Below are 13,161 nucleotides of genomic sequence, written 5' to 3'. Positions count from 1 at the left end.
TTCTATTGCGATGCCAGGCGCACCTGCTTCTCCAGCTCCACCTTCAACCCCGGCTCCAGCTTCAGTTGCTTGGCCAACTCCTCCAGATACGCCTTTTCCATAAAGCTCTCCTCATCCACCAGCATCACGCTGGCGATGTACATTTCCGCCGCCATTTCGGGGGTGCTGGCGGCGCGGGCGACATCTGCGGGATCGAGGGGTTTGTTGAGTTCGGCGTGCAGCCAGTGTTGCAATTCCTGATCGTTGTCGAGTTTGGTGAATTCGCCTTCAATCAGTTGACGTTCGCGGTCATCGATATGGCCGTCAGCCTTCGCGGCGGCGACCAGCGCCTTGAGAATGGCCTGGCTGTGTTGTTCGGCTTGCGCGGGGGGCAGGCGATCCAGGGTTTGCGGTTCGGTTTGTGGGGCGGTGCCTTTCTGGGCGTTCCAGTTGCCGTAAGCCTTATAGGCCAGCACACCAAGGGCTGCGAGGCCACCGTAGACCGCAACTTTGCCGCCGACCTTGCGCGCCTTTTTGCTGCCGAGCAGCAGGCCCATGGCCCCGGCCGCCAGAGCACCACCGCCTGCCCCCGAGAGCAGGCCGCCCAGCGCACCGGAGCCTGACGACCCACCCAGCAAACCGCCCAGCCCGCCAGCCGCGGGTTTGTTCTGCGCGCCACCGGCCTTGTTCTGCAACAGATCCTGGCCAGACTTGAGTAGTTGATCGAGCAATCCACGGGTGTTCATGTTCCGCCTCCAAAACAGGGGTTATCCGGATCTATCAGGCCCTCAGCCTAGTTCGAAAGTGCCCCGCCCCTGCTTGCGAGTGTGCTTCCAGATGTTGCTCCGCCTGCAGCAGCCCTTCGTGAAAATAGATATACACTCAGGCCAATCTATAAAAACCGCCCACCGGGTACCCCCCTCATGATGACCCTGCGTCAGATCCGTCACTTCATCGCGGTGGCCGAGACCGGCTCGATTTCCGCCGCTGCGCAAACCGCGTTTATTTCCCAATCGACCCTGACCCTGGCGATCCAGCAACTGGAAGAGGAAATCGGCGTCAGCCTGTTCAGCCGCCACGCCAAGGGCATGACCCTGACCCATCAGGGCCACCAGTTCCTGCGGCAGGCGCACCTGATTCTGGCCACCGTGGACAATGCCAAGCGCAGCCTGCAACAGAGTACCGATCAGGTCGCCGGCCAGTTGATCGTCGGCGTAACCAGCCTGGTCGCCGGTTATTACCTCGCCGATTTGCTGACCCGGTTCCAGCGCGCCTATCCCAACGTCGAGATCCGGGTGATGGAGGACGAGCGGCCATACATCGAGCATTTGCTGGTCAGCGGCGAAATCGATGTCGGCGTGCTGATCCTCTCCAATCTCGAAGACCGCCACGCCCTGCAGACCGAAGTGCTGACCCACTCGCCGCATCGTCTGTGGCTGCCGGCCCAGCATCCACTGCTGGAACACGACAGCATCAACCTCGCCGACGTCGCTCGCGAGCCGTTGATTCAACTGAATGTTGATGAAATGGATCGCAACGCCCAAAGACTTTGGCGCGGCGCCGGGCTGCAACCGAAGATCACCCTGCGCACGGCATCCACCGAAGCCGTGCGAAGCCTCGTCGCTGCAGGTCTGGGTGTATCAATCCAGCCGGACATGACTTACCGCCCATGGTCACTCGAAGGCGACATCATCGAAGCGCGGCCGATTGCCGACCTCAACTAGACCCTCGATGTCGGTCTGGCCTGGCGCCGCGGGACAGCGCGCCCTGCCTTGGTCGATCCATTCCTCACCGTGGCACGCGAGCAGCCGCACGGCGGACGCAAGCCATCTATTTAATCGAATGCCACCTTCAGTATTTAGAATTTGTCGACCTCGGAGCCGCGCACTAGTCTTGCTGCATCTATAAGACGGTCGGCTCCCGGGCACGGGAGCCCCAATGACCACACAAGAAAAGAGATCGCGGAAAATGGCTGGCGTGCAGACCCCGATGTGTACCGCGTTGTTGATCGACGGCGAACTGGTCGCCGGGCAAGGCTTTGTCGAGCCGATCCTCAACCCGGCCACCGGTGAAATCCTCACCCACATCGCCGAGGCCAGCACCGAGCAGGTCGAAACCGCGATTCTCGCCGCCCACCGCGCCTTTGCCGAATGGTCGCGCACCACGCCGCAACAACGTTCCAGTCTGCTGCTGGACATCGCCAACGCCGTCGAAAAACACGCCGATTACCTCGCCCGCCTCGAAGCGCTGAACTGCGGCAAGCCGCTGCACCTGGCGCGGCAGGACGATCTGACCGCCACCGTCGACGTGTTCCGCTTCTTCGCTGGTGCCGTGCGCTGCCAGACCGGTCAGCTCAGTGGCGAGTACCTGCCGGGCTACACCAGCATGGTGCGTCGCGACCCGATTGGCGTGGTGGCGTCGATTGCGCCGTGGAACTACCCGATCATGATGGCCGCGTGGAAAATCGCCCCGGCCCTCGCCGCCGGCAATACGCTGGTGTTCAAGCCGTCGGAACACACACCGCTGTCGATCCTCGCACTGGCGCCAGCACTCGCCGAGATCCTGCCGCGCGGGGTGATCAACATCATCTGCGGCGGCGGTGAAGGCGTCGGCAGCCATCTGGTCGGGCACGCCAAGGTGCGCATGGTCTCGCTGACCGGCGATATCGTCACCGGGCAGAAGATCCTTCAGGCGGCAGCAAAAACCCTCAAGCGCACGCATCTGGAACTCGGCGGCAAAGCCCCGGTGATCGTCTGCAACGACGCGGATATTCAAGCGGTGGTCGACGGCGTGCGCACCTACGGTTACTACAACGCCGGGCAGGACTGCACCGCCGCGTGCCGGATCTACGCGCAAACAGGCATTCACGACAAACTGGTCGCCGAGCTCGGCGCAGCGGTCAGCAGCCTGCGCTTCGCCGGCAAGCGCGATGCCGACAACGAGATCGGCCCGCTGATCAGCACCCGCCAGCGCGACCGCGTCGCCAGTTTTGTCGAACGCGCCCTCGGCCAGCCGCACATCGAGCGCGTGACTGGCGCGGCGGTGCATTCCGGCGCCGGGTTCTTCTACCAGCCGACGTTGCTGGCCGGTTGCAAACAGACTGATGAAATCGTCCAGCGCGAAGTGTTCGGCCCGGTGGTCACCGTGACCCGCTTCGACGAACTCGCGCAAGCCGTGGACTGGGCCAACGACTCCGAATACGGCCTCGCCTCGTCGGTGTGGACGCAGAATCTGGACAAGGCAATGCAGGTCGCCGCCCGTTTGCAGTACGGCTGCACGTGGATCAACAGCCACTTCATGCTGGTCAGCGAAATGCCCCACGGCGGGCTGAAACGCTCCGGATACGGCAAAGACTTATCCAGTGATTCGCTGCAGGACTACAGCGTGGTGCGGCACATCATGGCCCGCCACGGCCAGCATCTCTGACTACGCTAATAACAAGCCGCCAACGGCATGCTGCACCGCGTTCACAACTGCCCCGACCATAATTTAAAGAAGAGGGTTCAACCATGTTCGTGCACAAGACCGCACTGCTCAGTGCAATCACCACAGCTTTACTGGCCAGCGCCAGCCTGCAAGCTGCCGAGCCGCTGAAGGCGGTCGGCGCCGGCGAGGGTCAGCTGGATATCGTGGCCTGGCCGGGCTACATCGAACGTGGCGAGAGCGACAAGGCTTACGACTGGGTGAGCGGTTTCGAGAAGGAAACCGGCTGCAAGGTCAACGTCAAGACCGCCGCGACCTCCGACGAGATGGTCAGCCTGATGGCCAAGGGTGGTTACGATCTGGTCACCGCCTCGGGCGATGCCTCGTTGCGCCTGATCGTCGGCAAGCGTGTGCAACCGATCAACACCGCGTTGATCCCGAACTGGAAAACCCTTGATCCACGGCTGAAAGATGCGCCGTGGTACGTGGTCAACAACCAGACCTACGGCACCCCGTATCAGTGGGGTCCGAACGTGCTGATGTACAACACCAACGTGTTCAAGACGCCGCCGACCAGCTGGAACGTACTGTTCGACGCGCAGAATTTCCCCGACGGCAAACCGAACAAGGGTCGCGTGCAGGCCTATGACGGCCCGATCTACATCGCCGATGCGGCGCTGTACCTGAAGACCGCCAAACCTGAGCTGGGGATCAAGGATCCGTATCAACTCACCGAAGCGCAGTACAAGGCTGTGCTTGATCTGTTGCGCGCGCAGCAGCCATTGATTCACCGTTACTGGCACGACACCACGGTACAGATGAGCGACTTCAAGAACGAAGGCGTGGTGGCGTCGAGCGCCTGGCCGTATCAGGTCAACGGCCTGATCAACGAGAAACAGCCGATCGCTTCGACCATCCCGAAAGAAGGCGCTACCGGTTGGGCCGACACCACCATGCTGCACACCGAAGCCAAGCATCCGAACTGCGCGTACAAGTGGATGGACTGGTCGTTGCAGCCGAAAGTCCAGGGTGACGTGGCGGCGTGGTTTGGTTCGCTGCCAGCCGTGCCGGCGGCGTGCAAGGAGAGCGAACTGCTCGGCGCCGAGGGTTGCAAGACCAATGGCTTCGACCAGTTCGACAAGATCGCCTTCTGGAAAACCCCGCAGGCCGAGGGCGGCAAGTTCGTGCCTTATAGCCGCTGGACTCAGGACTACATTGCGATCATGGGCGGCAGGTAAGCCCGAGAGCAACTTGGTCTAACTCCCTTTCCCCCTCTCCCCCCTGAGGGAGAGGGAGCTAAAAGCGGATCGCATTCACCGTTAGATGTTTCAGTTTTTTCAGAAGTCCAGGCGAGGGCCGCTGCGACGGCCCACGCCTTTTTGGAGCACCGCACCATGACGCTTGCAGTCCAGTTCACCAACGTTTCCCGGCAGTTCGGCGAAGTGAAAGCCGTTGACCGGGTTTCCATCGACATCCAGGACGGCGAGTTCTTTTCCATGCTCGGCCCTTCCGGCTCGGGCAAGACCACCTGCCTGCGCCTGATCGCCGGTTTCGAACAACCGAGTGCCGGCTCGATCCGCATTCACGGCGCGGAAGCCGCCGGTCTGCCGCCGTATCAACGTGATGTGAACACGGTCTTCCAGGACTACGCACTGTTCCCGCACATGAACGTGCTGGACAACGTCGCCTACGGTTTGAAGGTCAAAGGCGTGAGCAAAACCGAGCGCCACAAGCGCGCCGAAGAGGCGTTGGCCATGGTCGCCCTCGGCGGTTATGGCGCACGCAAACCGGTGCAGTTGTCCGGCGGTCAGCGCCAGCGTGTCGCCCTCGCCCGCGCCTTGGTCAATCGCCCGCGCGTGCTGTTGCTTGATGAGCCATTGGGCGCCCTCGACCTGAAATTGCGCGAGCAGATGCAGAGTGAACTGAAGAAGCTGCAACGCCAGCTCGGCATCACTTTCATCTTCGTCACTCACGATCAGACCGAAGCACTGTCGATGTCCGACCGCGTGGCGGTGTTCAACAAGGGCCGCATCGAACAAGTCGACACCCCGCGCAATCTGTACATGAAACCGACCACCACGTTCGTCGCCGAATTCGTTGGTACTTCGAATGTGATTCGTGGCGATCTCGCACGGCAAATCAGCGGTCATCCGCAGCCGTTTTCGATTCGCCCCGAGCACGTGCGTTTCGCCGAAGGGCCGCTCGCCAGCCATGAAATCGAAGTCAGCGGTCTGCTCCACGACATCCAGTATCAGGGCAGCGCCACGCGCTATGAACTGACGCTGGAAAACGGCCAGACCCTGAGCATCAGCCACGCCAACAATCAGTGGATTGACAGCAGCGCACAACACCAGACCGGCCAGCGCCTGAGCGCACGCTGGGCGCGGGAAGCGATGATCCCGCTGCACGACACCGTGGCGAGCGGGGTGTGAAATGAGCACGCTCGCGATGACTCAAGCACCGCCGTTGCGGCGGTTCTCCAACCTGCTCTATCGCAAACCGAACCTGTATTTGTCGCTGCTGCTGGTGCCGCCGCTGCTGTGGTTCGGCGCGATCTACCTCGGCTCGCTGCTGGTGCTGTTGTGGCAGGGTTTCTACACCTTCGACGACTTCACCATGGCGGTCACCCCTGACCTGACCCTGGCGAATTTTGCCGCGCTGTTTCAGCCGTCGAACTTCGACATCATCCTGCGCACGCTGAGCATGGCCATCGTCGTGTCGATCGCCAGCGCCATCGTCGCGTTCCCGATTGCCTACTACATGGCGCGCTACACCACGGGCAAGACCAAGGCGTTTTTCTACATCGCGGTGATGATGCCGATGTGGGCCAGTTACATCGTCAAGGCCTACGCCTGGACGTTGCTGCTGGCCAAGGGTGGTGTCGCGCAGTGGTTCGTCCAGCACCTGGGGCTGGAACCGGTGTTGCAGTTCATTCTGGGGATTCCTGGTGTGGGTGGCAGCACCTTATCGACCTCGCATCTGGGGCGGTTCATGGTGTTCGTCTACATCTGGCTGCCGTTCATGATCCTGCCGATTCAGGCGTCGCTGGAGCGTCTGCCGCCATCGCTGTTGCAGGCTTCCGCCGACCTCGGCGCCAGGCCGCGCCAGACCTTCATGCAGGTGATTCTGCCGCTGTCGATTCCGGGAATTGCTGCCGGTTCGATCTTCACTTTTTCCCTGACCCTGGGCGACTTCATCGTGCCGCAATTGGTCGGGCCGCCGGGTTACTTCGTCGGCAGTATGGTGTACGCGCAGCAAGGTGCGATCGGCAACATGCCGATGGCCGCAGCGTTCACGTTGGTGCCGATTGTGTTGATCGCCATTTACCTGTCCATCGTCAAACGACTGGGGGCCTTCGATGCACTCTGAAAAAGCATCTCTCGGTCTGCGCATCGCAGCCTGGGGCGGGTTGGTGTTTCTGCACTTTCCGATCCTGATCATCTTTCTTTACACCTTCAACACCGAGGAAGCCGCGTTCAGCTTTCCGCCGAAGGGCTTCACCCTGCACTGGTTCAGCGTGGCGTTTTCGCGGCCGGATGTGCTGGAGGCGATCAAGCTTTCGCTGCAGATTGCCGCCATCGCCACCTTGATCGCGATGGTGCTCGGTACGCTGGCTTCGGCAGCGTTGTACCGCCGCGATTTCTTCGGCAAGCAGGGCATTTCGCTGATGCTGATTTTGCCGATCGCGCTGCCGGGGATCATCACCGGGATCGCGCTGCTGGCGACGTTCAAGACACTGGGGATCGAGCCGGGGATGTTCACCATCATCGTCGGTCACGCGACGTTCTGCGTGGTGATCGTCTACAACAACGTCATCGCCCGTCTGCGGCGTACTTCGCACAGTCTGATCGAGGCCTCGATGGACCTCGGTGCCGATGGCTGGCAGACCTTTCGCTACATCATCCTGCCCAACCTCGGCTCGGCGCTGTTGGCCGGCGGCATGCTCGCCTTTGCGCTGTCGTTCGACGAAATCATCGTCACCACGTTCACCGCCGGGCATGAGCGCACGTTGCCGTTGTGGCTGCTCAACCAGCTCAGCCGCCCACGGGATGTGCCGGTGACCAACGTCGTCGCCATGCTGGTGATGATGGTGACCATGCTGCCGATTCTCGGCGCGTATTACCTGACCCAGGGTGGCGAGAGTGTCGCGGGCAGTGGTGGGAAATGAATATCTGACAAACACCAAAATCCCCCTGTGGGAGCGAGCCTGCTCGCGAAGAAGCCGACACATCCAGCATTGATGTCGGCTGACACACCGCTTTCGCGAGCAGGCTCGCTCCCACAGGGTTATCGATTCGGCCAGAACAATAAAAGTGTTAGTGAGGACAACAACATGCAAACCAGACTCTTGATCAACGGCCACCTGGTTAACGGCGAAGGCCCGGCCCAACCGGTGCTCAACCCGGCGCTCGGCAGCATACTGGTGGAGATCAACGAAGCCTCCGAGGCCCAGGTCGACGCCGCCGTGCGCGCCGCCGACAACGCCTTCGCCGAGTGGTCGCAAACCACGCCGAAAGACCGTTCGCTGCTGCTGCTCAAACTCGCCGACGCCATCGAAGCTCATGGCGAGGAACTGGCCAAACTCGAATCCGACAACTGCGGCAAACCCTACAGCGCCGCACTGAACGACGAGATCCCGGCGATTGCCGATGTGTTCCGTTTCTTCGCCGGCGCCAGTCGTTGCATGAGCGGTTCGGCCGGTGGCGAATACCTGCCCGGCCACACCTCGATGATCCGCCGCGACCCGGTGGGTGTGATCGCCTCCATCGCGCCATGGAACTACCCGTTGATGATGGTCGCCTGGAAAATCGCCCCAGCCCTCGCCGCCGGTAACACCGTGGTGCTCAAGCCGTCGGAACAGACCCCGCTGACCGCGTTGCGTCTGGCCGAACTGGCGTCGGAAATCTTCCCGGCCGGTGTACTCAATCTGGTGTTTGGTCGCGGTCCTAGCGTCGGCAGCCCGCTGGTGACTCACCCGAAAGTACGCATGGTCTCGCTGACTGGCTCCATCGCCACTGGTTTGAACATCATTTCCAGCACCGCCGACAGCGTCAAACGCATGCACATGGAACTGGGCGGCAAGGCGCCGGTGATCATCTTCGACGACGCCGACATCGATGCGGCGGTTGAAGGCATCCGCACCTTCGGTTTCTATAACGCCGGGCAGGACTGCACCGCCGCGTGCCGGATCTACGCGCAGCAGGGCATCTACGACAAGTTTGTCGAGAAGCTCGGCGCGGCGGTGAGCAGCATCAAATACGGCTTGCAGGATGATCCGTCGACCGAGCTGGGGCCGCTGATCACCGCGCAACATCGCGACCGCGTGGCCGCTTTCGTCGAACGCGCCGTGGCACAGTCGCACATTCGCTTGATCACCGGTGGCAAGGCTGTGGAAGGCGACGGTTTCTTCTTCGAGCCGACGGTGCTGGCCGACGCGCAACAGGATGACGAGATCGTGCGCCGCGAAGTGTTCGGGCCGGTGGTGTCAGTAACCAAGTTCACCGATGAAGCGCAGGCGCTGGAGTGGGCCAACGACTCCGACTACGGCCTCGCCTCCTCGGTGTGGACGGCGGATGTCGGACGCGCGCATCGCTTGTCGGCGCGGTTGCAGTACGGCTGCACCTGGGTCAACACGCACTTCATGCTGGTAAGCGAAATGCCCCATGGCGGTCAGAAATTGTCGGGCTATGGCAAGGACATGTCCATGTACGGGCTGGAGGACTACACCACGGTTCGGCATGTGATGTTCAAGCACTAAGCCTTTAAAAGCTTCGCGAGCAAGCCCGCTCCCACAGGGGGACGCATTCCAAGGTGGGAGCGGGCTTGCTCGCGAAGGCGTCACCTCGGTTTCAGGAAGAAAACCGGCATTACGCACCACCAGGATTCCAAAACAATAACTACCGACCCGGGCGGCGCCCACAAAGCCCCGCCACGGCTTCGGCCATCCGAAATCTGCCGATTTCCCGGAGCAAAACACATGAGTGCCTCACCCGAACTCTCGGCCGCCGTTGCCGACAGCGATGCCGAACAACTGCGTAAACTCGGCTACACCTCGAACTTCAACCGCAGCATGAGCCTGTGGGAAAACTTCGCCCTGGGCTTCACTTATCTGTCACCGGTCGTGGGGGTTTATACCCTGTTCGGCCTGTGCCTCGCCGCCGGCGGGCCACCGATGTTCTGGGCTTACTTGCTGGTCGGTTGCGGCCAGTTGCTGGTGTGCCTGATCTTCGGCGAAGTGGTCTCGCAGTTCCCGATTTCCGGCGGCGTTTATCCATGGGCGCGGCGTCTGGTCGGCAAAAAATGGGCGTGGATGGTCGGCTGGATCTACTCCATCGCCCTGTGCGTGACCATCGCGGCGGTTGCCGTCGGTGCCGGCCCGTATCTGGCGGCCATGCTCGGGTTTGAACCGAGCAACAACACCAACATCGTCATCGCGTTGGTGCTGACCTTGTTCGCCACGCTGGTCAATCTGAGCGGCACCAAAGTGCTGGCGCGTATCGCCATGTTCGGCTTCCTCTGCGAACTGGTCGGCGCGGTGATCGTCGGCGTGTACCTGCTGATCTTCGAACGTCACCAACCGCTGAGCGTGCTGTTCAACACCTTCGACATCAGCGTTGATGGCTCATACCTGCCGGCGTTCCTCACCGCGTCGCTGGCGGGAATGTTCCTCTACTACGGTTTCGAGGCATGCGGCGACGTTGCCGAAGAAACCCCGAACCCCAGCGCAAAAATCCCGGTGGCCATGCGCATGACCATCTACATCGGCGGCGTCGCGGCGATGTTCGCCTGCCTGGCGCTGATCCTCGCCGTGCCGGACATGCAAGCGGTAATCAACGGCACCGACAAGGACCCGGTCACCACCATCCTCAACAACGCCTTCGGCCCGATCGGCTCGAAAGTGGTGATGGGCGTGGTAATGATTTCCTTCATCTCCTGCGTCATCAGCCTGCAGGCTGCGGCGAGTCGTCTGCTGTACTCCTACGCCCGCGACGAAATGGTCATCGGCAGCCGACTGCTGAAAAAGATTTCTCCTACCACTCAGGTGCCCGTTGCCGCGCTGTTCGTGTCCGGTGTCCTGCCCGCCCTGATCATCGCCCTCGGCTTCTTCCTGCAAGACGCCGTGGCCACCATCGTCAGCTTCGCCGCCATCGGCATCTACCTCGCGTTCCAGATGATCGTGCTGGCTGCCCTCTACGCCCGCAGCAAAGGCTGGAAACCCAGCGGCAAATTCACCCTCGGCGCGTGGGGCTGGCCAGTGAACATCGGCGCGCTGGTGTATGGCGTCGGCGCAATCATCAACATGGCCTGGCCACGCACGCCGGATGCGGCGTGGTATGTGAACTATGCGATGGTGCTGAGCACGGCCATCGTGATTGGATTGGGGTTGGTTTATATGTGGATCGGCAAGCCGTATGACCATGGGAAGGCGCCGGCTGGGGATGCGTGGAAGGTGAGTCGCTAAATATCAGCAACCTGCCCGCAGGGAGGCGGACAGGGTGCAGGGTGCTAGATCAGTTGCGGCCTGGATAAGGTCTCGAACTCATCCATCAGCAAATGGATTTCCGTACTGGGATTGGGCTCACCACTGACGGCGACGTCCTCAAGCACTTTCGGCGCAAGCGTTCTCGCCCGCTGGAACGGCTCACCCAGCAACTGAGTGAAATAACTGATGTCCCTACCCTTCTCATAGCCCGCCATGTCGGGTTTCGTCCTCAAGCACTTGCTCACCAGGTCACCTGGGGAGCTTTTCCCCACGGCCCGGAATGGCTTGCGACTGAAACCAAAGTGCAAAAGAAGCCAGAACTCGAAACACGGATACGATGCGATGCGATAACGTAGATTTTTGGATGCGATCTGGCTGTATTCAACGCGCGCTCGAAACACAGATGTGTATCGCGATCCACCACACAAAATACCTTGTCAAAGCGTTTCTGCCGCATCACCGCCCGCTCCACGATACCGCTCGGGTGTGTCACGCCGCAATGGACGATCTCAACCTGAGCCCGGGCCCGAAAGTGAAACGCGGCCTCCTCCAGATAACGCTTTCCCGACTTACTGTCCTCGCAGAGCACCAGCACTTTGGGCTGTGGTTTGAAGCGTGACGCTTTTCGATCAAACGACTTGCTCGAACTCACCATGGTCAGCCCTGCCTGATCAGTGGCAGCCCGCGATAGCGTCCCTCGAAATAGCGCTTCTCGACGTCCTCGCTTTCCCGGCCTTCAAAGTCGTGCACGGAAAACAGACTTGTCGCGCCATATGCATCACGCTCCGAAATCCAGAACTGATCACGTCGCAGAATTTTTTCATTCATCAAGTGCGTGTCGTGAGTGGTGAAAATCAACTGAGTATTCAGCCCGCTGTCCAGATGTTTGCCAATCAGGACCCCGACGATTTCAGGATGCAGACTGCTGTTCAATTCGTCGACACAGAGAACGCCGCTGCCGCCAGCCTGATTCATCATGAACCACGGCAACCAGAAGCCGATCAGGTTCTTGGTGCCGCACGATTCCTCGGCAAAATCGAATTCAGCCTCGCCTGAGATACTGGCATGCGTCAGGGTCAACTTGTCTCCCTGCGCAGCGGCAATAAACTCCTTCAACGTCATCTTTCGATTGTCTGGAGGCGCAGTGGAATGCTCCGAACTGAGCTGGATCGCAGATACCGGAATATCCAGAGCGCAGAGAAAATCACGCAGATCACTGGTATGACTTTCAACCATCTGCAGAAAACGAATCGACGCCGTAGAGAGGCCCTGCATATTGCTCTGCTCGACTACCAGCAAACCTCTTTGAAACCAGCAAAATGGTGCGCGCAACTGCGTCAGCTCTTCGCTGCTGTGGGTAACGGCTTGTGCAATAAACAGCATCCTGGGACTGGTCAAACGCCGCCACGCACAATGCACGTTCTTACCGCCTTCAAGGGCTTTCCCAAAGGTGTAATGCTCACCGAGGGAATCAACTTGATGGTTATAAAGCAAGGTTTCCTTTCCTTTTGGATAACAGAGCAATTGTTCATGGACAATGCGCTGCGCTGTCAACGCGAGCACAAATCGATAACGCAACCCGCTTTGAACAAAGTCGTATTCAAAAACGCTGGGCGCTTCTCTTAGCGTCTCGTCAAAGCGAAAGGATGCAACCGGTAGTACGTCGCCATGGATGCCTGCGGGTGTCGCCAGCAATCTGCCGACGATGCCCATTGCGCGAATGAGCGACGATTTGCCAGAAGCGTTGGGTCCGTAAATGGCGGCGACCTTGAGCAGGTCCGGGAGCTTTTCAGTGCTCGTGCCGGCGCTGAAGACGTTTCGCGCCTTGCTCAGCCGAGGGCTCGCGACCATGGACAGCGTTTGCCTGTCCCGGAACGAGCGGTAATTGGAAACGGAAAATTCGATCAGCATGGATAAAACCTGCAGTTCGTTGCATGAATCTCCATAAATAAATGAAAAAACGCGCCTCAGACGCAGCCTGGCTGCAAGCAATGCAAAAACAGGCATTTCCTACAGACACAGCCTCCCCCAAAAAGCCCAATTTCCTACGCTGCGCGTCCACAGAGTAGACTTGTCGCCGCAAGCGCCTGACCGATAGGCTTTATCCCGTCGCTGCCAAATCAGCGACCCGGGGTCGAAGCCGGAAACTGTCAACGCGGTGCTTGCATGCCCTCAATTGAACTGTGGCTGTCGTAGCTTCAGTTTTGCTTTATGGCGGGCCGTGTGGCGCGGGCCTTCTGGCTTTTCCGTGTTTGACTGGAAGTATCCCGACTTCG

At 60.3% G+C, this 13,161-nt stretch carries 9 protein-coding genes and 2 pseudogenes; 8 read left to right on the top strand and 3 right to left on the bottom strand.

Annotated elements, in window-relative coordinates; all coding sequences use genetic code 11:
* Positions 1–2: 2 nt before the first annotated feature.
* Entirely contained in the window at positions 3–725 is a 723-nt protein-coding gene (locus HDC30_RS25950) for a tellurite resistance TerB family protein (protein ID WP_183785734.1), read from the bottom strand.
* Between the two features lie 177 nt (positions 726–902).
* Between HDC30_RS25950 and HDC30_RS25945 the strand changes: the two are divergent.
* From HDC30_RS25945 to HDC30_RS25910, 8 genes and pseudogenes are all read left to right on the top strand, one after another.
* Positions 903–1,817, top strand: a pseudogene (locus tag HDC30_RS25945) (LysR family transcriptional regulator).
* Between the two features lie 130 nt (positions 1,818–1,947).
* Positions 1,948–3,405, top strand: a complete 1,458-nt coding sequence (locus tag HDC30_RS25940; protein WP_183785776.1) for a gamma-aminobutyraldehyde dehydrogenase — start codon at positions 1,948–1,950, stop codon at positions 3,403–3,405.
* Between the two features lie 83 nt (positions 3,406–3,488).
* Entirely contained in the window at positions 3,489–4,640 is a 1,152-nt protein-coding gene (ydcS, locus tag HDC30_RS25935; RefSeq protein ID WP_183785732.1) for a putative ABC transporter substrate-binding protein YdcS, read from the top strand.
* Positions 4,641–4,796: 156 nt separating this feature from the next.
* The gene (locus HDC30_RS25930; RefSeq protein WP_183785730.1) at positions 4,797–5,834 is read left to right on the top strand and encodes an ABC transporter ATP-binding protein; all 1,038 of its coding nucleotides are present in this window, start codon (positions 4,797–4,799) and stop codon (positions 5,832–5,834) included.
* 1 nt (position 5,835) lies between these two features.
* Positions 5,836–6,771 carry an ABC transporter permease gene (locus HDC30_RS25925; RefSeq protein ID WP_183785728.1) on the top strand — a complete coding sequence of 312 codons (936 nt, stop codon included), beginning with the start codon at positions 5,836–5,838 and terminating at the stop codon, positions 6,769–6,771.
* Positions 6,761–7,570: an ABC transporter permease gene (locus HDC30_RS25920; RefSeq protein WP_183785726.1), complete on the top strand. Its 810-nt coding sequence runs from the start codon at positions 6,761–6,763 to the stop codon at positions 7,568–7,570. Before HDC30_RS25925 ends, HDC30_RS25920 begins: the two co-directional genes overlap by 11 nt.
* 165 nt (positions 7,571–7,735) lie before the next feature.
* Complete coding sequence (locus HDC30_RS25915; protein WP_183785724.1) at positions 7,736–9,160, top strand: gamma-aminobutyraldehyde dehydrogenase; 1,425 nt, start codon at positions 7,736–7,738, stop codon at positions 9,158–9,160.
* 219 nt (positions 9,161–9,379) lie between these two features.
* On the top strand, positions 9,380–10,864 hold the full coding sequence (locus tag HDC30_RS25910) for an APC family permease (RefSeq protein ID WP_183785722.1): 1,485 nt from the start codon (positions 9,380–9,382) through the stop codon (positions 10,862–10,864).
* A 44-nt stretch (positions 10,865–10,908) separates the two neighbouring features.
* Here the strand turns inward: HDC30_RS25910 and HDC30_RS25905 are convergent.
* Together HDC30_RS25905 and HDC30_RS25900 are read right to left on the bottom strand one after the other, a co-directional pair.
* Positions 10,909–11,540, bottom strand: a pseudogene (locus HDC30_RS25905) (RloB family protein).
* 2 nt (positions 11,541–11,542) lie between these two features.
* Complete coding sequence (locus HDC30_RS25900; protein ID WP_183785720.1) at positions 11,543–12,796, bottom strand: ATP/GTP-binding protein; 1,254 nt, start codon at positions 12,794–12,796, stop codon at positions 11,543–11,545.
* Positions 12,797–13,161: the final 365 nt, after the last annotated feature.

Origin of the sequence: Pseudomonas sp. JAI115, from assembly GCF_014200835.1 — a bacterium.
Lineage (GTDB): Bacteria > Pseudomonadota > Gammaproteobacteria > Pseudomonadales > Pseudomonadaceae > Aquipseudomonas > Aquipseudomonas putida_A.
Note: the sequence above shows the minus strand (reverse complement) of the source record. Positions and strands in the feature narration are given on the sequence as shown.